The 22,932-nt window shown below is 70.5% G+C and carries 22 protein-coding genes; all 22 read right to left on the bottom strand.

What is annotated here, in order from left to right; genetic code table 11:
- Window positions 1-30: 30 nt before the first annotated feature.
- The 22 genes from lgt to carA all read right to left on the bottom strand — a co-directional run bounded on the left by lgt (window position 31) and on the right by carA (window position 22,928).
- A complete protein-coding gene (gene lgt, locus ABD164_RS14380; protein ID WP_344296979.1) occupies window positions 31-1,050 on the bottom strand; it encodes a prolipoprotein diacylglyceryl transferase in 1,020 nt (339 codons plus the stop codon).
- Window positions 1,051-1,108: 58 nt separating this feature from the next.
- Window positions 1,109-1,894, bottom strand: a complete 786-nt coding sequence (trpA, locus tag ABD164_RS14375; RefSeq protein WP_344296978.1) for a tryptophan synthase subunit alpha — start codon at window positions 1,892-1,894, stop codon at window positions 1,109-1,111.
- On the bottom strand, window positions 1,891-3,099 hold the full coding sequence (trpB, locus tag ABD164_RS14370; protein ID WP_344296977.1) for a tryptophan synthase subunit beta: 1,209 nt from the start codon (window positions 3,097-3,099) through the stop codon (window positions 1,891-1,893). Before trpB ends, trpA begins: the two co-directional genes overlap by 4 nt.
- Before the next feature lies 1 nt (window position 3,100).
- Window positions 3,101-3,871, bottom strand: coding sequence for an indole-3-glycerol phosphate synthase TrpC (gene trpC / locus ABD164_RS14365; RefSeq protein ID WP_344296976.1), 771 nt, complete (start codon window positions 3,869-3,871; stop codon window positions 3,101-3,103).
- Complete coding sequence (locus ABD164_RS14360) at window positions 3,872-4,102, bottom strand: DUF6704 family protein (protein WP_344296975.1); 231 nt, start codon at window positions 4,100-4,102, stop codon at window positions 3,872-3,874. It lies immediately after the preceding gene.
- 36 nt (window positions 4,103-4,138) lie between these two features.
- Window positions 4,139-4,816 carry a Trp biosynthesis-associated membrane protein gene (locus tag ABD164_RS14355; protein WP_344296974.1) on the bottom strand — a complete coding sequence of 226 codons (678 nt, stop codon included), beginning with the start codon at window positions 4,814-4,816 and terminating at the stop codon, window positions 4,139-4,141.
- Window positions 4,813-6,339, bottom strand: coding sequence for an anthranilate synthase component I (locus tag ABD164_RS14350; protein ID WP_344296973.1), 1,527 nt, complete (start codon window positions 6,337-6,339; stop codon window positions 4,813-4,815). Before ABD164_RS14350 ends, ABD164_RS14355 begins: the two co-directional genes overlap by 4 nt.
- Window positions 6,340-6,375: 36 nt before the next feature.
- Window positions 6,376-6,753, bottom strand: coding sequence for a phosphoribosyl-AMP cyclohydrolase (gene hisI, locus ABD164_RS14345; protein ID WP_344296972.1), 378 nt, complete (start codon window positions 6,751-6,753; stop codon window positions 6,376-6,378).
- Complete coding sequence (gene hisF / locus ABD164_RS14340) at window positions 6,750-7,511, bottom strand: imidazole glycerol phosphate synthase subunit HisF (protein WP_344296971.1); 762 nt, start codon at window positions 7,509-7,511, stop codon at window positions 6,750-6,752. Before hisF ends, hisI begins: the two co-directional genes overlap by 4 nt.
- Before the next feature lie 7 nt (window positions 7,512-7,518).
- The gene (hisG, locus tag ABD164_RS14335) at window positions 7,519-8,376 is read right to left on the bottom strand and encodes an ATP phosphoribosyltransferase (protein WP_344296970.1); all 858 of its coding nucleotides are present in this window, start codon (window positions 8,374-8,376) and stop codon (window positions 7,519-7,521) included.
- A gap of 44 nt (window positions 8,377-8,420) precedes the next feature.
- Complete coding sequence (locus ABD164_RS14330; protein ID WP_344296968.1) at window positions 8,421-8,684, bottom strand: phosphoribosyl-ATP diphosphatase; 264 nt, start codon at window positions 8,682-8,684, stop codon at window positions 8,421-8,423.
- 9 nt (window positions 8,685-8,693) lie between these two features.
- Window positions 8,694-9,365 carry a ribulose-phosphate 3-epimerase gene (gene rpe / locus ABD164_RS14325; protein ID WP_344296967.1) on the bottom strand — a complete coding sequence of 224 codons (672 nt, stop codon included), beginning with the start codon at window positions 9,363-9,365 and terminating at the stop codon, window positions 8,694-8,696.
- 34 nt (window positions 9,366-9,399) lie between these two features.
- Entirely contained in the window at window positions 9,400-10,887 is a 1,488-nt protein-coding gene (locus ABD164_RS14320; RefSeq protein WP_344296965.1) for an RsmB/NOP family class I SAM-dependent RNA methyltransferase, read from the bottom strand.
- On the bottom strand, window positions 10,884-11,801 hold the full coding sequence (fmt, locus tag ABD164_RS14315; protein ID WP_344297113.1) for a methionyl-tRNA formyltransferase: 918 nt from the start codon (window positions 11,799-11,801) through the stop codon (window positions 10,884-10,886). Before fmt ends, ABD164_RS14320 begins: the two co-directional genes overlap by 4 nt.
- A 51-nt stretch (window positions 11,802-11,852) precedes the next feature.
- Window positions 11,853-13,817, bottom strand: a complete 1,965-nt coding sequence (locus tag ABD164_RS14310; protein WP_344296964.1) for a primosomal protein N' family DNA-binding protein — start codon at window positions 13,815-13,817, stop codon at window positions 11,853-11,855.
- A gap of 1 nt (window position 13,818) precedes the next feature.
- Window positions 13,819-15,012 carry a methionine adenosyltransferase gene (metK, locus tag ABD164_RS14305; RefSeq protein ID WP_344296963.1) on the bottom strand — a complete coding sequence of 398 codons (1,194 nt, stop codon included), beginning with the start codon at window positions 15,010-15,012 and terminating at the stop codon, window positions 13,819-13,821.
- Window positions 15,013-15,076: 64 nt separating this feature from the next.
- Window positions 15,077-16,300, bottom strand: a complete 1,224-nt coding sequence (gene coaBC, locus ABD164_RS14300; RefSeq protein WP_344296962.1) for a bifunctional phosphopantothenoylcysteine decarboxylase/phosphopantothenate--cysteine ligase CoaBC — start codon at window positions 16,298-16,300, stop codon at window positions 15,077-15,079.
- Window positions 16,301-16,313: 13 nt separating this feature from the next.
- A complete protein-coding gene (gene rpoZ, locus ABD164_RS14295; protein ID WP_022888006.1) occupies window positions 16,314-16,571 on the bottom strand; it encodes a DNA-directed RNA polymerase subunit omega in 258 nt (85 codons plus the stop codon).
- A 76-nt stretch (window positions 16,572-16,647) separates the two neighbouring features.
- Entirely contained in the window at window positions 16,648-17,598 is a 951-nt protein-coding gene (gene gmk / locus ABD164_RS14290; RefSeq protein WP_344296960.1) for a guanylate kinase, read from the bottom strand.
- Window positions 17,591-18,472 (bottom strand): orotidine-5'-phosphate decarboxylase, encoded by an 882-nt coding sequence (gene pyrF / locus ABD164_RS14285; protein ID WP_344296959.1) that lies wholly within the window; start codon window positions 18,470-18,472, stop codon window positions 17,591-17,593. The genes gmk and pyrF overlap by 8 nt, the downstream gene beginning before the upstream one ends.
- Window positions 18,469-21,759 (bottom strand): carbamoyl-phosphate synthase large subunit, encoded by a 3,291-nt coding sequence (gene carB / locus ABD164_RS14280; protein ID WP_344296958.1) that lies wholly within the window; start codon window positions 21,757-21,759, stop codon window positions 18,469-18,471. Before carB ends, pyrF begins: the two co-directional genes overlap by 4 nt.
- On the bottom strand, window positions 21,759-22,928 hold the full coding sequence (gene carA, locus ABD164_RS14275) for a glutamine-hydrolyzing carbamoyl-phosphate synthase small subunit (RefSeq protein WP_344297112.1): 1,170 nt from the start codon (window positions 22,926-22,928) through the stop codon (window positions 21,759-21,761). The genes carB and carA overlap by 1 nt, the downstream gene beginning before the upstream one ends.
- Window positions 22,929-22,932: the final 4 nt, after the last annotated feature.

Here is a 22,932-nt window from a genome sequence, read left to right as displayed (position 1 = left end):
GTGCGGCGCAGCTTCGGAGAACTCGGCGGGCTACCTCGCTGAGGAGGTGGGACGGCTCGGGCTTGTGGCCGCCGTCTCGCCCTGGGGATCGTTCTCGCCCTCGACGCCATCGTCGAGAGAGTCGGAGTCGGACTCGATTTCGTCCGATTCTACCTCAGCGTCGGGTTCCTTCCATTCACGTCCGGGAACGTAGGGGCTCGGCTCGTCGCCGGTGTGCCTGCGACGCTGCACGAGGTAGATCACGATGCCGAGCACGACCGCGGCGAAAGAAGCCCAGACGTTGACCCGGATGCCGAGGAACATCTCGCTCGGGTCGAGGCGGATGGACTCGAAGAAGGAGCGGCCGAGCCCATACCAGATGAGGTACACGGCGAAGGCCTTGCCCCACCGCAGGTTCACCTTGCGCTCGAGCAGCACGATGACCGCCGCGCCGGCGAGGTTCCAGATGAGCTCGTAGAGGAAGGTCGGGTGGAACAGGGTGCCGTCGGCGAGCCCCGCCGGGAACGCGGCGTTGTCGGACGGGATCTCGAGACCCCACGGAAGGTCGGTCGGCGAACCGAACAGCTCGTGATTGAACCAGTTGCCGAGCCGGCCGATGGCCTGGGCGACCAGCAGGCCGGGAGCGAGCGCGTCGGCGAACGACCAGAAGCGCAGTCCGGTGAACCGGCAGCCGATGATGACACCGATCGCCCCGCCGATGAGCGCGCCGTAGATGGCGTTGCCGCCCTCCCAGATGTTCCAGATGGCACCGGGCTGGAAGGGATTGAAGACGTTGGCGCCCTCGAAGAAGTAGTCGTCGGGATGCGTGAACACGTGGTACAGCCGCGCGCCGATGATGCCGAGCGGCACGGCCCACAGGGCCACGTCGAGAACGACCCCCGGTTCGGCGCCGCGTTTGGTCAGGCGGCGCGACGTGATGATGACCGCCAGGACGATGCCCACGAGGATGCAGAGCGCGTAGGTCTGAATCGTGAGGACACCCCACGGCACGGGGATTTCGAGGGCACGCCACTCGGGGCCGGGACTCGGGATGCTGAACGGGGCGATCACTCGGCTTCTTGCCTTTCCTCGTGCGACTGCTGGCCGTGAAGGCCAGAGTCAGCGTACTTCACTCGCGGCGCGTGCCGCGCGTCAGCTCGGCCGCGAGCTCGCCGACCGCGGCGACGCCGCCCTCGGCCAGGGCCTTCACGAGCGCCGAACCGACGATCGCGCCGTCGGCGTACTCGAGCACCTCGGCGACCTGGGCGGCCGTCGAGATGCCGACGCCCACGCAGCTCGCGGGCGCGCCCGCCGACTTCAAGCGCTCGACGACCGTGCGCGCGGCGCGGTCGACGTCGGCGCGGGCGCCGGTGATGCCCATCGTCGACACCGCGTACACGAAACCGCGGCTCGACTCGACGACCCGCGCAATGCGGGCTTCGGTCGATGTCGGGGCGGCGAGGAACACCCGGTCGAGCCCGGTGCGCTCTGACGCGGCGATCCAGTCGGCGCCCTCGTCGGGGATCAGGTCGGGTGTGATGAGGCCCGCGCCGCCGGCCGCGGCCAGGTCGTCGGCGAATCGGTCGACGCCGTACTGCACCACGGGGTTCCAGTAGGTCATGATGAGCACCGGCGCGTCGACGCGCTCGGTGATGCGCCGCACCGCCTCGAAGCCGTCGGCGAGCCGGAATCCGCCGGCGAGTGCGTGTTGCGTGGCTGCCTGGATGACGGTGCCGTCCATCACGGGGTCGGAGTACGGCAGGCCGAGTTCGAGCACGTCGACGCCGTTCTCGACGATGGCGACCGCCGCGTCGATGCTCTCATCGAGAGTGGGGAATCCGACCGGCAGGTACCCGATGAGGGCGCCGGATGCCTCGTCGTTGCGCCGCGCGATGACCGGCCCGACCGTTCTCATTCGCCCGCCTCCTGGTCGTAGAGGCCGAAGTACGTCGCAGCCGTCTCCATGTCTTTGTCGCCGCGGCCCGAGAGGTTCACGAGGATCGTCGCGTCGGGGCCGAGTTCGCGCCCGAGTTCGATCGCTCCCGCGAGGGCGTGCGCCGACTCGATCGCGGGGATGATGCCCTCGGTGCGGGTGAGCAGGCGCAGCGCCTGCATCGCCGCGGCGTCGGTGACGGGGCGGTACTCGGCCCGTCCGATCGCGGCGAGCCAGGAGTGCTCGGGACCGACGCCCGGGTAGTCGAGACCCGCCGAGATCGAGTGCGACTCGATGGTCTGGCCGTCATCGTCTTGCAGGAGGTAGCTGCGGGCGCCGTGCAGCACGCCCGGGCGCCCCTTGGTGATGGTCGCCGCGTGGCGTTCGGTGTCGACGCCCTCCCCGCCGGCCTCGAAACCGTAGAGGCCCACGTCGGCATCGTCGAGGAATGCGTGGAAGATGCCGATCGCGTTCGAACCGCCGCCGACGCATGCGGCCACCGCTGTGGGCAGGGCTCCGGTGAGCTCGAGCACCTGGGCCCTGGCCTCCTCGCCGATGACCTTCTGGAAGTCGCGCACCATCTCGGGGAACGGATGGGGTCCGGCGACCGTGCCGAAGATGTAGTTGGTCGTCTCTACGTTGGTGACCCAGTCGCGCATCGCCTCGTTGATCGCGTCCTTCAGGGTGCGCGACCCTGCCTTGACCGCAACGACCTCAGCGCCGAGCAGGCGCATGCGCGCGACGTTGAGCGCCTGCCGCTCGGTGTCGACCTCGCCCATGTACACGGTGCACTCGAGCCCGAACAGCGCGGCAGCGGTCGCCGTGGCGACGCCATGTTGCCCGGCACCCGTCTCGGCGATCACGCGCGGCTTGCCGATGCGCTTGGTGAGCAATGCCTGCCCGAGCACGTTGTTGATCTTGTGCGAGCCGGTGTGGTTGAGGTCTTCGCGCTTCAGGATGATGCGCGCCCCACCGGCGTGCGACGCGAAGCGAGGTACCTCGGTGATGATCGACGGACGGCCGGTGTAGCTGCGCCCGAGTTCGACCAACTCGGTACCGAAGGCCGGGTCGAGCTTGGCCAGGTCGTAGGCCTCGCCGAGTTCATCGAGGGCGGCGACGAGGGATTCGGGCACGAATCGCCCACCGAAATCGCCGAAGTACGGACCGGTCTGCGCTCTGAGCGCCATGTCACACCGCCAGGAATGCTGAGAGGTTTGCGATGGGGTCGCCCGTGACGAGGGCTTCACCGATGAGCACCACATCGGCACCCGATGCACGGTAATGCGCGACGTCGGCCGGTGAGAGCACGGCGGATTCCGCGACGCGGACGGCTCCGTCGGGGAACCGATCGGCGAGTCGCCCGAAGAGATCGCGGTCGAGTTCGAAGGTCGACAGGTCGCGTGCATTGACGCCGATGAGCTGCGCGCCCAGCGCGGCCGCACGCTCGAGTTCGTCGGCGGAGTGCGTCTCGATGAGCGGGGTCATGCCGAGCGCGACGATGAGGTCGTACAGTTCGCGCAGCGTTGTGTCGTCGAGCGCCGCGACGATGAGCAGCACGAGATCGGCGCCCGCCGCCCGGGCCTCGAACACCTGGTAGGGCGTCGCAATGAAGTCTTTACGCAGCACGGGAAGGGCCACCGCGGCCCGAACGGCTTCGAGGTCGGCAAGCGAACCGCCGAATTTGCGACCCTCGGTGAGCACGCTGATCGCGCTCGCGCCGCCGAGCTCGTAACTGCGAGCGAGGGCCGCCGGGTCGGCGATCTGCGCGAGCGCGCCCCGCGAGGGGCTGGATCGCTTGATCTCGGCGATGATCTTGATGTGCGAGGCAGGGCGCAGTGCCTCGAGCGCGTCGAGCGCGGGCGGGCGCGCGAGCGCTGCGGCCTCGACGTCGGCGAGCGGTTTCGTCTCGCGGCGCGCGAGCGCGTCGGCGACCGAGTTCGCCGTCAGGTCGGCGAGCACTCAGTGAGCCTTCTCGGCGACCTTCGAGCCGCCGACTCCGTAGCCGGCGCGCGCCAGCAGCCAGCCCACGATGGCGCCGACGAGGAGCAGCCCCGCCGATGCCCAGACGAGCCACTGCGCGTCGAAGAAGAAGGCGATCGTGCCGATCGTGAAAGCCACGAGCATGATCGTGACGGCGGTCCATGCCGCGGGCGAGTGTCCGTGGCCGGGATCTGCGGTCTCAGTGCTCATGATGCTCCTTCGTGCGCGGGGGTTTCGCCCGCAAGTCTAGCGGTTCGGTTCGGTCGGGCCCGTGTCATCGGTCGGGCCCGTGTCATCGGTCGGGACGATGTCGTCGGTCGGGTCGTCGCCTCGGCTCAGTTCGTCCCAGTCGTCGATAGCGTGGTCGGATGACGGCTGCGCGGCTTGGCCCGGGCCGGCCTGCTCGAGACGCGCTCCACGGTATCGGCGCGACGACGCGGGCCAGCGTGTTCCGGTCGCGAGCACGAGCACCCCTGCGACGATCAGGATGAGCCCGGCGATCACCGCGGCCGTCGGCCAGAACGTGGCCACCACCGCGCCCACGAGCGCCGCGGTCGGTTCGGAACCGGCCACCCCCGTGGCATCCGTCACGGCCGGCGAGACCGCCGCCACCGGATCGCCGATCGAGAGCGAAGCGGCGAGCACGATCGAGCCGCCCAGCAGCACCTCGAGGACGCCGAGGATGATGCGGATGCCCGGTCCCGCGATCGCGAGGGCGGCCACGAGGGCGAGCCCGGCGAGGCCGAGCGCCGCGAGCGCCGGTGACGCGATGCTGCCGGCGACCGCGATGGCATCGGATGCCCCGCCGCCGGCATTGCTCGCGAGCACGAGCTCGTACCAGGTCTGGCTCCAAGACAGCAGCGCCAGCCCCGCCCCGACGACCGTGGCGAGGATCGCGGGCACCTTCATGCGATCGGCCCTCACGACGCGATCCGGCGCATCGCGTTCGCCACCGCGACCGCGCGCAGCGGCGCGGCGGCCTTGTTGCGGGACTCCTCGAACTCGGAGTCGGCGTCGGAGTCGGCGACGAGCCCGGCCCCGGCCTGCACGTGGGCGATGCCGTCGGCGATCGTCGCCGTGCGGATCGCGATCGCGAGGTCGGCGTCGCCGCCGAACCCGAAGTAGCCGACGACTCCCCCGTAGAGACCGCGCTGCGCGGGCTCGAGGTCGTCGATGATCTCGAGCGCGCGCGGCTTCGGCGCGCCCGAGAGCGTGCCCGCCGGGAACGTCGCACGGAACACCTCGATGGCGTTCGTACCGGGTGCGAGGTCGCCCTCGACCGACGAGACGAGGTGCATGATGTGGCTGAACCGCTCGACGCGCATGAACTCGGTCACCTCGACCGATCCCGCGGTGCAGACCTTGGCGAGGTCGTTGCGGGCGAGGTCGACGAGCATCAGGTGCTCGGCCTGCTCTTTGGGGTCGGCGATGAGCTCCGCCTCGAGATCGGCGTCCTCTTCGGGTGTCGCACCGCGCGGCTTCGACCCGGCGATCGGATGCGTGAACACGCGGCCGCCCTGAACCTTGACGAGCGCTTCGGGCGAGGAACCCACGATCCAGTACGGCTCGCCCGCGACGTCTTCGAGGTGCACGAAGTACATGTACGGGCTCGGGTTGAGGCTGCGCAGCACGCGATACACGTCGAGCGGGTTCGCCGTGACCTCGTGCTCGAACCGCTGCGAGATGACCACCTGGAAGACGTCGCCGTCGTGGATGTGCAGCTTCGAGCGGTCGACGGCGCCGAGGAAGTCGTCGCGCTCGGTACGATGCCGGGGCTCGGCGGCGCGCGACAGGTCGATGTCGGCGAGCCACGCCTCGGCCGGCTGCGCGAGCCGTTGCTGCATGCGGTCGAGCCGCGCCTGCGCACCCTGCCAGAGCGCGTCGGCCGGCTCGTCTGCGTCGTTGAGCACGGACGCGATGAGCTGCACCGTGCCCGTGCGGTGGTCGATGACGACGAGTTCGGCGACGAACGAGAACGCCTGACCGGGGATTCTCGACTCGGCCGGCGGCCGGTTCGGCAGGTGCTCGATCTGCCGCACCGCCTCCCAGCCGATGAATCCCACGAGCCCGCCGGTGAGCGGCGGCGCACCAGGAACGTCTTCGGTACGCCAGCGGTCGAACATCGCCTCGAGGGCTCTCAGCGGGGGCAGGTCGGCGGCATCGCCCAATGCCCGCCCTGCGTCGAGGCCGTAGTCGAGCCACTCGACCCGGTCGTCGGCCTCGGTGATGACGCCGTATGACGAGACCCCCACAAACGAGTACCGCGACCAGATGCCGCCCTGTTCGGCCGACTCGAGCAGGAAGGTGCCCGGGCGCCCGTCGGCGAGTTTTCGGTAGATGCCCACGGGCGTCTCGCCGTCGGCGAACAGCTCGCGCACGACGGGCACGACGCGGCGCCCCGTGAGCAGTCGGGTGAATTCGTCGAACGTGGTCGTGGCAACGGCCAACGGTCTCTCCTCGTCGTCAGTCGGCGGGCGGACTCTTCAGTCGGAAGGCGGAAAGCCCTGCACGACGTCGATCGGATCGCCGTCGAAGCAGGTGCGGGTACCGGTGTGGCAGGCGACGCCGATCTGCTCGACGCGTACGAGGAGCGTATCGGCGTCGCAGTCGAGTGCGGCCGAGCGCACGTACTGCACGTGCCCCGAGGTGTCGCCCTTACGCCAGTACTCCTGCCGCGAGCGCGACCAGAACGTCACGCGCCCTTCGGTGAGGGTGCGGTGAAGGGCCTCGCGGTCCATCCACCCGAGCATGAGCATCTCGCCCGTGTCCCACTGCTGGATGACCGCCGGCAGCAGTCCCTGATCGTTGAACACAGCGCGATCGACGGCCTGCGCGGCGGTCGACGCTGCGGGGTTCGTCATCGCACGATCCTCCCATCGGCCGCCAAGGCGGCCTTCACCTCGCCGATCGAGATCTCGCCGTTGTGGAACACGGATGCCGCGAGCACGGCATCGGCGCCCGCGGCCACCGCCGGGGCGAAGTGCGCGACTGCTCCGGCACCGCCCGAGGCGATCACGGGCACCCTTGACAACTCGTGCATGAGCGAGGTGAGTTCGAGGTCGAACCCCTGCTTCGTGCCGTCGGCGTCGATCGAGTTCACGAGCAGCTCGCCCGCGCCGAGTTCGATGGCCTGTCGCGCCCACTCGAGGGCGTCGAGGTCGGTTTCGGTGCGCCCGCCGTGCGTCGTCACGACGAAGCCCGACGCGGTGCGGCCCGACCGCTTCACGTCGAGCGAGAGCACGAGCACCTGCGCGCCGAACCGGTCGGCGATCTCGCCGATGAGCGGTGGGCGGGCGATCGCGGCGCTGTTGACGCCGATCTTGTCGGCGCCGTGGCCGAGCAGGCGCGCGACGTCTTCGGCGGAGCGGACCCCACCGCCCACGGTGAGCGGGATGAAGACCTGCTCGGCAACGCGCTGCACCATGTCGTAGGTGGTCGAGCGGTCGTCCACGGTCGCCGTGACGTCGAGGAACGTGAGCTCGTCGGCACCCTGCTCGGAGTAGCGGGCGGCGAGTTCGACGGGGTCGCCGGCGTCGCGCAGGTTCTGGAAGTTCACGCCCTTGACAACGCGACCTGCGGCGACGTCGAGGCACGGGATCACACGGACGGCGAGTGACATCTCGAACTCACAACCGTGCCGCGTGGATGGCACTCACGAGGATCGCGCGTGCGCCGAGCGAGTACAGCTCGTCCATGACGTGGTTCATGTCGACGCGCGGGATCATGACCCGGACCGCGACCCAATCGGGGTCGTGCAGCGGCGACACCGTCGGCGACTCGAATCCGGGTGCGGCGGCCGTCGCGCGCTCGAGGTGCGCGACGGGAACGTCGTAGTCGAGCATCACGTACTGGCGGGCGACGAGCACCCCCTGCAGTCGACGCAGCAGGGTGGCCGCGCCGGGCTTGTCGGCACCGGATCCGATCAGCACGGCCTCTGAATCGAGGATGACGGGTCCGAAGATCTCGAGCCCGGCTTGGCGCAGTGTCGACCCGGTCGAGACGACGTCGGCGACCGCGTCGGCCACGCCGAGGCGCACCGCCGACTCGACCGCGCCGTCGAGCTTCACGAGCTTGGAAGGGGTCACGCCGTGGCCGGCGAGGAAGTCGCCGACCAGGCCCGGGTAGCTCGTCGCGACCCGAACGCTCTCGAGGTCGGCGAGCTCCGAGAACGCTCCGGCGGGGCCGGCGAAGCGGAACGTCGAGTCGCCGAAGCCGAGCGGGGCGATCTCGACGGCGTCGGAGCCGGAATCGAGCAGGAGGTCGCGGCCCGTGATGCCGACGTCGAGCGCGCCCGACCCGACGTACGTCGCGATGTCGCGCGGGCGCAGGTAGAAGAACTCGACACCGTTGCGGGGGTCGGCGGTGTGCAGGTCGCGCGGGTCACGGCGACCGGTGTAGCCGGCCTCCCAGAGCATCTGCGCGGCGGTCTCGGCGAGCGAGCCCTTGTTGGGCACGGCGATTCGGAGTACTGGCTGGTTCGGCATTTCGCGGCTTTCGTGTCGACTGGTCTGATCGGTCATGGACGTGATCAGAGATGTCGGTACACGTCGGCGGGTGCAAGGCCCTTCGCGAGCATGAGCACCTGCAGGTGGTAGAGCAGCTGCGAGATCTCTTCGGCCGTCTCGTCGTCGCTCTGGTATTCGGCGGCCATCCACACCTCGGCAGCCTCTTCGACGATCTTCTTGCCGATGGCGTGCACTCCGGCGTCGAGCTCGCGCACCGTGCCGGAACCCTCGGGACGGGTGCGGGCCTTGTCGCTCAGCTCGACGAAGAGCTCGTCGAATGTCTTCACCCGTCTAGGCTACCGGTGCGAATGCGGGTGCGCCGCCGCGGCGTCGCGGAGCTCGGCGATGCGCTGTGCCGGGTCGTCGCCGTTGTAGACCGCGGATCCCGCGACGAACGTGTTCGCGCCGGCTTCGGCAGCGATGCCGATCGTGTCGGCGGTGATGCCGCCGTCGACCTGCAGCCACACGTCGAGCCCGGCGTCCTGAACGGCGTCGGCGATGCGTGCGAGCTTGGACATCGTCTCGGGAATGAATGATTGGCCGCCGAATCCCGGCTCGACCGTCATCACGAGCACCTGGTCGAACTCGGGCAGCAGGTCGAGGTATGGCGTCGCATCGGTGCCCGGCTTGAGTGCGATACCCGCCCGCGCCCCGATGTGGCGCAGCCGCCGGGCGAGGGCGACCGGCTCGCCCGCGGCTTCGGCGTGGAAGGTCACGGAGTGCGCGCCCGCTTCTGCGTAGCCCGGCCCCCACCGGTCGGGATCGTCGATCATGAGGTGCACATCGAGCGGGATGGGGCTCACCTGCGCCAACCGCTGCACCATGGGCAGCCCGAATGTCAGGTTGGGCACGAAGTGGTTGTCCATGATGTCGACGTGCACGAGGTCTGCCGTGGAGATGCGCCCGAGCTCGCGCTCGAGGTTGGCGAAATCGGCAGCGAGGATGCTCGGGTTGATCCGCGTCGTCATGTCGCCAGCCTATCGATCACGCAGCGGCGTGAGGTCACGCGGTGCGCTCGAGCAGGGCGATGAACATCGCATCGGTACCATGGCGGTGCGGCCAGAGCTGCACGGTTTCGGGCGTGCCTGCGAGGTCGAGCGGATGCCGCGACACCGCGTCGACCACGGCGCGCGTGTCGAGCTGCGAGACCTTGCCGGCGTGCCGCTCGAGCGCGCCGCGCAGGGTGCCGAACGTCTCGGCCGAATGCGGTGAGCACGTCACGTAGGCGAGGACGCCGCCGGGCCGCAGTGATCGGATCGCTGCGTCGAGCAGCTCGCCCTGCAGCTTCGTGAGTTCGGCGACGTCGGCGGGCTGCTTGCGCCACCGCGCCTCTGGGCGGCGCCGAAGGGCACCGAGACCCGTGCACGGCGCATCGAGCAGGATGCGGTCGAACCCGCCCTCGGCACCGAGCGCCGCGGCGTCGAGTTCGCGGCCGTCGAGTTCATGCACCTCGACGGCGAGCGCCACCCCGGCGATCGCCTTGCGCACGAGCTCGGCGCGCGCGGGAACGATCTCGTTGGCGTCGAGCACCGCTGCGCTCGCGAGCGCCTCGGCTGCGAGGATCGCGGTCTTGCCCCCGGGGCCGGCGCACAGGTCGAGCCACCGTTCGCCCGGCGCGACCGGGCGAGCCCGGGTCAGCGCGAGCGCCGCGAGCTGCGACCCTTCGTCTTGCACGCGAACGCGGCCCTGCGACTGCTCGACGAGCGCGAGCGGATGATCGGCTGTGAACCCGAGCGGCGAGTACGCGTTCGGCCTGCCGAGGTCGCCGGGGCCCGGGGCATCCGAACCGGGAAGCGCAACGAGGTTCACGCGGGGTGCGGCGTTGTCGGCGGCGAGAAGGGCGTCGAGTTCGTCGCCGCGCCCTTCGTGTGCGAGACCGGCGCGCAGGGCGCGCACGATCCACTTCGGATGCGACGAGACGGCGGCGAGCTTCGCGTCGGCGCCGCCCGCGGTGTCGCGCGCGACATGCTCGCGCCATTCGTCGGGCGACGTGCGGGAGACGGTGCGCAGCACCGCGTTGACGAAGCCTGCCGCGCCGGGCGCGATGCGCTTGGCGAGCACGACCGACTCGTTGACCGCGGCGTGTGTCGGCACCCTCGTCGAGAGCAGCTGGTGGGCGCCGAGTCGCAGGATGTCGAGCACCGGCGCATCGATGCGGTCGGTCGGGCGGCCCGCCGCGAGCGCGATGACGGCGTCGTAGAAGCCCTGCATGCGAAGGGTGCCGTAGCCGAGCTCGGTCGCGAGTGCGGCGTCTTCGGGGCTGAGGCGCGACCGTTCGATGCGGTTCGGCATGAGCAGGTTCGCATACGCCTCGTCGGTGCGCACCGCCTCGAGCACTTCGTAGGCGACGATGCGCGCGGGTGAGACGCGCACCTGCTTGGGTTCGCGCGATCGGTCATGACGTGCACGGCGGCCGGCGCCTGCACTGCTGCCGGCGCCGTTCCGTCGTGCGTCGTCGCGTCGCCCGCCGCTGCCTCGTTCGTCGGTCATCGTGCCACCGCCTCATCGACGCCGAGTCCGCGCCACCAGTCGGCCGCGCCCATCGCGGTGCGGCCGGCGGGCTGCACCCGCAGCAGTTCGATGCCGCCGTCGGCGGTGCCGACCACGATGCGCCTGCCCTGCGCGCGGACGACACCTGCACCCGGGCGCGTCAGGTCGTCGAACGGGCGTGCCTCGAGCACCTTCACTCGCGCACCGCCGACCTCGGTGAAGGCGCCGGGCTCGGGAGTGACTCCGCGAAACCTCGCGTCGACCGACGCGGTCGGCTGCCCCCAGTCGAGGCGGGCGTCGTCGATCGTGAGCTTCGGCGCGAACGTGGGATCACCCGCCTGCGGGGTCGCGATCGCCGTGCCCGACGCGATCGCGTCGACGACCCCGGCGGTGAGCTCGGCCCCCGACACCGCGAGTGCCTCGAGCAGCTCACCCGCGGTCTCGCCGGCACCGACGGCGCGCTGCGCGGTGGCGAAGACATCGCCCGCGTCGAGCTCGGCGACCAACTGGAACACGGATGCTCCGGTGACCGCATCGCCCGCCATGAGCGCCCGCTGCACAGGGGCGGCGCCACGCCACGCGGGCAGCAGCGAGAAGTGCAGGTTGATCCAGCCCTGGCCGGGCAGTGACAGCAACGGTTCGTGCACGAGCCCGCCGTACGCCACGATGACGCCGAGGTCGGGTTCGAGCGCCGCTATCGCGGTCGTCGCCACCGCGTCGAGGCGTGCGGCCTCGATGATCGGCACCCCGAGCCGCTCGGCGGCCTGGGCGACGGGCGACGGCGTGAGCACCCGCTTACGCCCGAGCGGCGCGGGCGGGCGCGTCACCACACCGACGACCTCGTGCCGACCGGCGACGAGGCGCTCGAGGGTCGGGACAGCGGGCGCCGGGGTTCCGGCGAAGACGAGACGCAAGCGGGGCACACTCCATTCTGGCCGATCGTGTCCGCCGACGGGCGGAGCCGCCTACGACACCTCGGGATCGTCGAACCGCACCCGCAACGTGGGCGCCTTGCGCACGGGCTGCCCCGCAACCGGTCGTCGGCGCTCGGTCGCGACCCGTATCTGCTCGGCCTTGAGAACCTCGGCGAGCCGATTCGCGGCGCCGTAGTCGGCTCGAACGATCGCACGCTCGAGCCCGGAATCCTCGGGTACCGGCCCGAGCACGTCGATCGCGCCGCCGAGCTCATCGAGTGCGGCGAGTGCGTGCTCGAGATGTTCGCGCCGTGCGCGCACTGTCGCGACGCGTACCGCGGGCGGGAACCGGAGTTCGCGCCGGGCGGCGAGCTCTGCCGATGCCCACCGGTCGTGCCGCCAGGTCGCGAGCGCCGTGCCGATGGCACCGCTCACCCCGACGAGGAAGACCGGCGCCCCCGGTGCAGCGAGGGCTGCGGCATTCGACCACCACCGCAGGCAGTCTTCAGCCACGCGCAGCGACTCGCGCACGAGCATGCGCTCGCCATCGAGCAGCAGCACCGCACGATACCCGCCCTCTGCGATGGGTTCGGCACCGCGGGTGGCGACGACGAGCTGCGGGGTCGAGTCGACCGTGAGCACCGGGCGTTCGCCGTCGGAGCGCACGATGCGCACGGCCGGGAACGCACGGCCCAGATCTTCGGCGGTGCGCGCCGAACCCGCGGTCACCCCGCGCAGGCGCGTGCCGTCGCAGTTCGCGCAGCGCCAGTCGGCGGCACTGCGTCCGCAGAGCCGGCAGTGTGCGGCGCCCGTGGCGGTAGGCGAGGTCAGCGCTCCCCCGCACGTGGTGCACGACGCCGGCTGTCGACACGTGTCGCAGACGAGCGACGGCGCATACCCGGGCTGCGCGACTTGCACGAGCACCGGCCCCGCCCGAAGCGCGTCGGCCGCGGCGGTCCACGCCGTCGACGGGATGCGCGCCGCGCGCGCCCGCTCGTCGGCAGCCGCCTGGTTCTCGGTGACGACCACGTGCGGACGGACGGCGCGGGCACGGGGCACCGCACGCACCCAGCCGACCTCGACGAGGCGCTGCACGTCGACGCTGCGGGTGTGCCCCAGGAACACCAGGGCCGCGCCCGACTGCTCTTGGCGCACGAGCGCCGCATCGCGGGCGTGCACGCCCGGCGCGAGCGGCTCGGCCTGCAGGGCGTCGCCGTCGTCCCAGAGCGCGATGAGCCCGAGGCGGTGCGCGGGCGCGTAGACCGCCGACCGGTTGCCGACGATCACGCGCGCGACCGGCTCGCCGGCGCGCAGGAACCCGCGGTAGCGCTCGGCGCCCGGCTGGCGTGCATCGGTGCGGATGACCCGACTCGGGTCGACGCGATCGGCGAGGGCCGCCTCGAGCTGCTCTTGGTCGCGATAGTCGGGGACGACGAGGATCGCGCTGCGATCGTCGGCCAGCGTGCGGGCGGCGGCTTCGGCGAGCGTCACCGCCCACGCGCCGACCCATGCCCCGCTGCCGAGGCGCACCGGTTGGGGAACTGCGGCGAGGGTCATCCGTTCGCCCTCGCGCAGGCCGCGCTCGACGGCGCCCTCGTCGTACCCGGTGACCGGCGGCGGGTCGACGGGCAGCGGCCCCGGGGCCGTCTGGTCGGCGAGCCAGGCCTTCTCGGCGCGCACATACCGCCCGGGGATCGCGAGGCGCAGGATGTCGCTCGCGTTGCCCGCGGCCCGGTCGGCGAGCCGTCGTGCGAGCCGCCACACGTCGTCGGCGAGCATCGGCACCCCGGAGACGACGTCGTCGAGTTCGGCGAGCCTGCCGGCGTACTCGCTCGTCTCGGTGAGTTCGACGATGAACCCCTGCGCGATGCGACCGCCGGTGCGCAGTGGGACACGGACGCGCTGCCCAGCACGGACGACCGCCGAAAGCCGCTCGGGCACCGCGTAGTCGAACAGCTGGTCGAGCTGCGGTAGCGGCGAGTCGACGAGCACTCTCGCGACGGGGCCGCCGCTCACGTCAGAGCCCGGCGGCGGCGCGCAGGTCGTCGACGCGGTCGAGCCGCTCCCACGTGAAGTCGGGCAACTCGCGCCCGAAGTGACCGTAGCTCGCGGTCTGCGCGTAGATGGGGCGCAGCAGGTCGAGGTCGCGGATGATCGCCGCCGGGCGCAGGTCGAACACGTCGCGGATCGCGGCGATGATCTGCTCGTCGGGCAGCGCGCCGGTGCCGAACGTCTCGACGTAGAGGCCGACGGGCGACGCCGCGCCGATCGCGTACGCGACCTGCAACTCGAGGCGGTCGGCGAGGCCCGCCGCCACGGCGTTCTTGGCGACCCAGCGCATGGCATAGGCCGCCGATCGGTCGACCTTCGACGGGTCCTTGCCGCTGAACGCGCCGCCGCCGTGCCGGCTCGCGCCGCCGTACGTGTCGATGATGATCTTGCGCCCGGTCAGGCCCGCGTCGCCCTGCGGGCCGCCGATCTCGAAGCGGCCCGTGGGGTTGATGAGCACCTTGAGCTCGGGCCGCGCGAGCTCGACGGTGTCGAGCACCGGGCCGATGACGAGCTCTTCGACCTCTGCGCGCAGCTGCTCGGTCGACACCGAGGTCGAGTGTTGCGTCGACAGCACCACGGTGTCGATCGTCTGCGGGCGCTGGTCGTCGTAACCGACCGTGACCTGCGTCTTGCCGTCGGGTCGCAGGTAGTCGAGCTCGCCCAGCTTGCGCACCGCGGCGAGCCGCTCGGCCATGCGGTGCGCCAGCCAGATAGGCACGGGCATCAGCTCGGGGGTCTCGCGGGTGGCGTAGCCGAACATGATGCCCTGGTCGCCGGCACCCTGCATGTCGAGCACGTCGACGCTGGCACGCTCTCGCGCCTCGAAGGCGTGGTCGACACCCTGTGCGATGTCGGGCGACTGCCCGCCGATCGACACCGAGACCCCGCACGAGCGCCCGTCGAACCAGACATCTGACGAGTCGTACCCGATCGACGTGACCTTCTCGCGCACGATCGCGGGGATCTCGACGTAGCCCGACGTCGTGACCTCGCCGGCGACGTGCACCAGCCCCGTCGTCACGAGAGTCTCGACCGCGACCCGGCTGTGCGCGTCTTGCGTGAGCAGCGCATCGAGGATCGCGTCGGACACCTGGTCGCAGATCTTGTCGGGGTGCCCCTCGGTCACGGACTCGGAGGTGAAGAGGCGGAGTGCGCTCATGTGCGGTCGGATTCCTTCGGTGTTGCTGCGGGTGCCGCGCGATCGGCGCGAGGCGGTGCGGTCGTCAGTTCAGCTTCGAGACAACCACGTCGAGGATGCCATCGGCCACCGACACCTTGCTTCCGCGAAGCCGTGTGACGACCTCGCCGCGGGTGCCGATGACGACCGCCGAGTTCTCGTCGGTCGCGAACCCCTCGGTCCAGCCCACCCGGTTCACGACGAGCAGGTCGGCGCCCTTCGCCTCGCGCTTGGCGCGGCCGAGCTCGAGGATGCGCTCGTCGTCGGGCTCGGTCTCGGCGGCGAAGCCGACGAGCAGCGTGCCGTCGTGCGGGGCGTGACCCAGCCCCGCGAGGATGTCGGGATTGCGCACGAGTTCGAGGGTGAGCCCGTCGTCGGACTGGTCTTTCTTGATCTTCGCCTCGCTCACCGCGGCCGGGCGGTAGTCGGCCACGGCCGCCGCCATCACGACGACGTCGGCGCCCTGCGCCGCTTCGGTCACCGCCGACTGAAGTTCGAGGGCCGTCGAGACGCGTCGGATGTCGCAACCGGCCGGTTCGGCGACCTCGAGGTTCGCCGCCACGAGCGTGACCCGGGCGCCGCGCGCCCGCGCGGCCTCGGCGATCGCGATGCCCTGCTTGCCGCTCGAGCGATTACCGAGAAAGCGCACCGGGTCGAGCGGTTCGCGGGTGCCGCCCGCAGAGACCACCACGTGACGACCGGCGAGATCACCGAGTTCGACCGATCGGCCGGGCAGGGCGGATGCCGCGACCGCGAGGGCCGCGTCGACGATCGCCTCGGGCTCCTCCATGCGACCCGGCCCGCTGTCGGCACCGGTGAGCTGACCCACCGCGGGGCCGACGACGGTGACGCCTCGGGCCTGCAGCGTGGCGATGTTCGCCTGGGTGGCCGGGTTGCGCCACATCTCGGTGTGCATGGCCGGTGCGATGACGACGGGTGCCTCGCTGGCGAGCACCGTGTTGCCGAGCAGGTCGTCGGCGAGGCCCGTCGCGAGTTTCGCGATGGTGTTGGCGGTCGCCGGCGCGATGACGATGAGGTCGGCCGATTGCCCGATCGCGACATGCCGCACTTCGGCGACTCCCTCGTAGAGGTCGGCGTGCACCGGGTTGCGTGAGATCGCCTCGAGCGTGGGCAGCCCGACGAAGCGCAGGGCGCCCTCGGTGGGCACGACGTGCACGTCATGCCCGGCGAGCACGAGCGCGCGCACCACGCCGACGGCCTTGTACGCGGCGATGCCGCCGGTGATGCCGACGACGATGTTGAGGGTCACGCGGCCCTCTGGCTCACTCGGCCAGCGGGCGGAGCCGGAGCTTGTCCTCGTTGATCTCGTGCATCGCCACCGACAGCGGCTTGTCGTCGATCGACGAGTCGACGAGCGGGCCGACGTTGTCGAACAGGCTGCCCTCGTGGAGGTCGGCGTAGTAGTCGTTGATCTGGCGCGCGCGCTTCGAGGCGAAGATGACGAGCTGGTACTTCGAGTCGACCTTCGAGAGCAGGTCGTCGATGGGCGGGTCGATGATGCCGGACAGCTTTTCAGCCATGGAATGACTCCTTAGATCGTGGATGCGCGCACTGTGCGCGGAAAGTCGTGGTGAGGGCAGCCCGAAGCCGATTCGGCTAGCGCCGACCCTTGCGAGATCTCATCAAGTCTACGACCTTCTGCGCAGCCTCGCCGACCTCGTGGTTCACCACCTGGTGGTCGAACTCCTCGACGGCGGCGAGTTCGACCTTCGCGGTCTCGAGCCGACGCTGCTGTTCCGAGGGGCTTTCGGTGCCGCGGCCGACCAGGCGGCGCACGAGTTCGTCCCACGTCGGCGGCAGCAGGAAGACCAGTGTTGCCTCGGGCATGGCCCGGCGAACCGAGCGCGCGCCCTGGATGTCGATCTCGAGGAGCACGCTGTTTCCGGCGCCGATCGCCTCTTCGACGGCCTTGCGCGGAGTGCCGTATCGGAACGCGTTGTGCACGGTCGCCCATTCGAGCAGTTCGCCCGCCTCGACCATGCGGTCGAACTCCGCGTCGTCGACGAAGAAATAGCTCTCGCCTTCGACCTCTCCGGGTCGGGGCGCACGGGTGGTCGCCGACACCGACAGGCGCACGTCGGGGTGGTGGCGCCGGATGTACTCCGCCACGGTGCCCTTGCCGACCGCGGTCGGTCCGGCGAGCACCACCAGGCGATCGCCGGTGCCGCCGTGCGCGGCCACCCAGTCGGCGATGAACTCGCGTAGCCGGCGACGCTGCAACCGCCCCAGGCCGCCGAGCCGCTTCGACGTCGAGATCTCGAGGTCGTGCATGATGCGCGCGGACTTCGTGACCCCGATCGCGGGAACCGAGGTGAGGAACTCGGTGACGCGCAACCGGCCTTCGACGCCCTCGGGCTGCTCGTATGCCTCGCGCAGCACGTCGAGGGGGCTGCGGGTTGCGTCCGCGATGGCCGACTTGACGGCGGCACGGGCCCGGCGCGCTGCGACGGCGGCTCGGGATGCCGCGACACGATCGACCTCGGGAAGGGTGCGCGTCGTGGCGGCTGCACCCGCCGGGTTGCTCGGTTCACTGGTTGGCTCAGGCAATTGCCGCTCCGTACTCGTCCACCCGGCGGCTGATCGCATCGACCAGTCCGTCGGGACCCGCCTCGAGGATCGAGCGGGATTCGTTCGCGATGACACCGCCGGCGAACGCGCCGAACCGGGCGCGGAGCTCACCGGGCTGGGCTCCCTGGTGCCCGAACCCCGGTGCGAGCACCGGCAGGCCCGGACGGGGTACCTCGATGTCGGTGCTGATGCCGGCGAGCCCGAGATCGGTCGTCGCGCCGAAGACGACGCCGATCGACCCGAGGGCACGTGTCGCGGCATCCGGTCGCCCGTGATTCCAGCCGATGACGCCCTGCGTGACGGCGTTCGCGACCGTGCTGCCCGCGCGTGACGACTGCGCCAGCACCGCCCGCTGGATGGCGGCCGCCTCGGGGTTCGAGGTCGCGGCGAGCACGAACAGCCCCTTGCCGGTGGCATCGGCGGTGGACATGACCTGTTCGATCGACCCGAGGCCCTGGTAGGCGCTGATCGTCATGGCGTCGGCTTCGAGCGACGACCCGGGCCGCAGCCAGGCCTCGCCGTACGCCTCGACCGTGGACCCGATGTCGCCGCGCTTGACGTCGGCGATCACCATGAGCCCCGCGTCGCGCGCCTCGCGCAGCACGCGCTCGAGTGCCGCATAGCCGGCGGCACCGTGCCGCTCGAAGAACGCGATCTGCGGCTTCACGATGCCGACCCGACCGGCCGCGGCCTCGACGGTGCGCAGGCCGAGCTCGCGGGCTCCCTCGGCCGAATCGGGCCGGCCCCAGCGGGCGAGCAACCCGGCGTGAGGGTCGATGCCGACGCAGAGGTGCCCGTAGGCGGCGAACACGGCGTCGAGCCGGTCGCCGAATGAGACGAGTTCGCTGTTCATGCCGGCATCGCCCTGCGCTCTGCGTACTCCTGCAGGCTGGTCACCTCGAACCCGTTGGCGACGACATCGAGCGACGCGACGGCCGCCGAGAGCTCGGCGATCGTCGTGAACAACGGGATGTCGGCGGCGACCGCCGCGGCGCGGATCTCGTAGCCGTCGGCACGCGCCGATCGCCCGCTCGGGGTGTTGACCACGACGTCGACCTCGCCACGGTGGATCAGCTCGACGACCGAGGCCGCGTCGTCGGTGGGCTTGTCGCTGAACTTCAGCACCTCGCGCGCCCTGATGCCGTGGCGACGCAGCACCTCGGCCGTGCCCGCGGTCGCGGTGAGCTCGTAGCCGAGTTGCTGAAGGCGCAGCACCGGCAGCACGATCGAGCGCTTGTCGCGATCGGAGACCGACACGAAGACGGTTCCCGACTTCGGCATTCCGCCGTACGCGGCGAGCTGGCTCTTCGCGAACGCGCGCGGGAAGTCGCGATCGATGCCCATGACCTCGCCGGTCGAGCGCATCTCGGGACCGAGCACCGAGTCGACCATGATGCCCTCGCGGGTGCGGAAGCGGTGGAACGGCAGCACGGCTTCTTTCACGGCGACCGGGGCGTCGAGCGGCACACGCGAGCCGTCGGACTGGGGCAGCATGCCCTCGGCCACGAGTTCGCGGATCGTCGCGCCGACCATGATGCGGCTCGCCGCCTTGGCGAGCGGGATGCCGAGCGCCTTCGACACGAACGGCACCGTGCGGCTCGCACGCGGGTTCGCCTCGAGCACGTAGAGCACGCCCGCCCCGATGGCGAACTGAACATTGAGCAGGCCCCGCACGCCGATGCCCTCGGCGATCGCGCGCGTCGCCTCTCGGACCCGGTCGACCTCGGCGCGGCCGAGCGTCACGGGCGGCAGGGTGCAGCTCGAGTCGCCCGAGTGGATGCCCGCCTCCTCGATGTGCTCCATGACGCCGCCGATGTAGAGTTCGGTGCCGTCGTAGAGCGCGTCGACGTCGATCTCGATGGCGTCGTCGAGGAACCGGTCGACGAGCAGCGGATGACTCGGCCCGACGATGCCCTGGCCCTCGATGCGCACGAAGTAGTCGGCGAGCGAGGCCGAGTCGTACACGATCTCCATGCCGCGGCCGCCGAGCACATAGCTGGGGCGCACGAGCACGGGATAGCCGATGCCCTCGGCCACGTGCACGGCGCCGGCGACGTCGATCGCGGTTCCATTGCGGGGCGCGAGCAGGCCGGCGGCATCGAGGATGCCCGAGAACAGGCCACGTTCCTCGGCGAGGTCGATCGCGGCGGGGCTCGTGCCCAGAATCGGCACGCCTGCCGCCTCGAGTCCCTTCGCGAGCCCGAGCGCGGTCTGCCCGCCGAGCTGCACGACGACCCCGACGAGCTCGCCCGACTGCGACTCGGCGTGGATGACCTCGAGCACGTCCTCGAGCGTGAGCGGCTCGAAGTAGAGCCGATCGCTCGTGTCGTAGTCGGTCGAGACCGTCTCGGGGTTGCAGTTGATCATGATGGTCTCGAACCCGGCGTCGGAGAGGGCGAACGACGCGTGAACGCACGAGTAGTCGAACTCGACGCCCTGGCCGATGCGGTTCGGACCGGAGCCCAGGATGACGACCTTCTTGCGGGTCGACGGCTCGACCTCGGTCTCGGCGTCGTAGCTCGAGTAGTGGTAGGGGGTGAGCGCCGGGAACTCCCCCGCGCACGTGTCGACGGTCTTGTACACCGGGCGGATGCCGAGGATGTGCCGCACCTCACGCGCGTCGGCCTCGCTGCCGAAGCCGCGCAGCTGCGCGATCTGCGCGTCGGAGAAGCCGTGGTCCTTGGCGAGCAGCAGCAGGTCGGTGTCGAGCGCGTCGGCCGAGGCCACGGTCTGCGCCACCTCGTTGATGAGCACGATCTGGTCGAGGAACCACGGGTCGATCTTCGTCGCCTCGAACGCCTCCTCGATCGTTGCGCCCTTGCGCAGCGCCTGCTGCACGAAGATGATGCGCCCGTCGGTCGGCACGATGGCGAGCTCGAGCAGTTCATCGACACTGCGCACCTCGTCGCCCCAGTGGAACGACGAGCCGCGCTTCTCGAGCGAGCGCAGCGCCTTCTGCAGTGCGGTCGCGAAGTTGCGCCCGATGGCCATGGCCTCGCCGACCGACTTCATGGTCGTCGTGAGCGTCGGGTCTGCCGCCGGGAACTTCTCGAACGCGAACCGAGGCACCTTGACCACGACGTAGTCGAGCGTCGGCTCGAAGCTCGCGGGCGTCACGCGCGTGATGTCGTTCGGGATCTCATCGAGCCGGTAGCCGATGGCGAGCTTCGCCGCGATCTTCGCGATCGGGAAGCCGGTGGCCTTCGACGCGAGCGCCGACGAGCGCGACACGCGAGGGTTCATCTCGATCACGATGATGCGGCCGTCGGCCGGGTCGACCGCGAACTGGATGTTGCAGCCGCCGGTGTCGACGCCGACCGCGCGGATGATGTCGATGCCGATGTCGCGCAGCTTCTGGTACTCGCGGTCGGTGAGGGTGAGCGCCGGGGCGACCGTGATCGAGTCGCCCGTGTGCACGCCGACGGGGTCGACGTTCTCGATCGAGCAGACGACGACCGTGTTGTCGGCCGTGTCGCGCATGAGCTCGAGCTCGTACTCCTTCCAGCCGAGGATCGACTCCTCGAGCAGCACCTCGGTGCTCGGCGAGTCGTGCAGACCCTGCGTCACGTACCGCACGAGTTCTTCCTCGGTGTAGGCGAAGCCCGAGCCGAGCCCTCCCATCGTGAACGACGGGCGAACCACGAGCGGGTAGCCGAGGTCGAGGGCGAACACCTTGGCCTCCTCGACCGTCTTCGCGACATGCGAGCGGGCGACGTCGGCACCGGCTTCGATGACGAGGTCCTTGAAGAGCTGGCGGTCTTCGCCCTTGCGGATCGCCTCGACCTTGGCACCGATGAGCTCGACGCCGTGCTTGTCGAGGATGCCCGCGTCATGCAGCGCGATCGCGGCATTCAGCGCCGTCTGGCCGCCGAGCGTCGGCAGCACCGCGTCGGGCTTCTCCTTGATGATGATCGACTCGATGATCTCTGGGGTGATCGGCTCGATGTACGTCGCGTCGGCGAAGTCGGGGTCGGTCATGATGGTGGCCGGATTGGGGTTCACGAGGATGACCCGCACGCCCTCGGCCCGCAGCACCCGGCAGGCCTGCGTGCCCGAGTAGTCGAACTCGGCCGCCTGCCCGATGACGATCGGACCGGATCCGATGACGAGGACGCTGTTGATGTCGTCGCGCTTGGGCATCAGGCCTTGGACTCCTTGCTCGCGATGACCATGTCGCGGAATCGATCGAAGAGGTAGTTCGCGTCGTGCGGGCCGGCCGCGGATTCGGGGTGGTACTGCACGCTGAACGCGGGGATGTCGAGGCAGTTGAGGCCCTCGACGACGTTGTCGTTGAGGTCGACGTGGCTCACCTCGACGCGGCCGAACCCCTCGCTCGACTCGCTCACCCGATCGATGGGCGCGTCGACCGCGAAGCCGTGGTTGTGCGCGGTGATCTCGACGCGGCCGGTGGCGCGGTCGAGCACAGGCTGGTTGATGCCCCGATGCCCGAAGGTCAGCTTGTAGGTGCCGAAGCCGAGGGCGCGCCCGAGCAGCTGGTTGCCGAAGCAAATGCCGAAGTAGGGCACTTCGTGTCGCAGCACGGTGCGCAGCAGGTCGACATGCCGATCGGATGCCTCGGGGTCGCCGGGCCCGTTCGAGAAGAACAGCGCGTCGGGCTCGAGGGCGAGCACGTCATCGGCGGTCGCCGTCTGCGGAAGCACGTGCACGTCGAAGCCGCGCTGGGCGAGGTATTCGAGGGTCGAGGCCTTCACCCCGAGGTCGAGCACGGCGACCGACCCGACGCGCTCGCCGGTGGCCTCGACCGTGTAGCGCTCGGCGGTCGAGACCTCGCCCGACAGGTTGCGACCGGTCATCTCGGCGCCCGACTGCACGAGGGCGAGCTGCTCGCCGTGGGTCAGCCCGGCATCGTCGCCGGAGAAGATGCCGGCGCGCATGGCACCCGCCGAACGCAGGTGCCGGGTCACTGCACGGGTGTCGATGCCCGAGATACCGACCACGCCTGACGCGACGAGGTCGTCGTCGAGGCTGCGCTGCGAACGGAAGTTCGACACCACGCGCGAGGGGTCGCGCACGATGAAGCCGGCGACCCAGATGCGCGACGACTCCTCGTCTTCGTCGTTCATGCCCGTGTTGCCGATGTGCGGGGCCGTCATCATGACGATCTGGCCGGCGTACGAGGGGTCGGTCAGGGTCTCTTGATATCCGGTCATGCCGGTCGCGAAGACGGCCTCCCCGAGGGTGCGTCCGCGTGCGCCGTATGCGCGCCCCTCGTACCGCTTGCCGTCTTCGAGGACGAGCACGGCGGGCTCGCTCGTGCGGCCGTCGGGGGTTCGCGCGGTCTCAGGCATGCCG

Source organism: Agromyces neolithicus, assembly GCF_039529735.1.
In the GTDB taxonomy this organism is placed as follows: Bacteria; Actinomycetota; Actinomycetes; order Actinomycetales; family Microbacteriaceae; genus Agromyces; species Agromyces neolithicus.
This window is presented reverse-complemented; position numbering and strand designations above follow the sequence as displayed.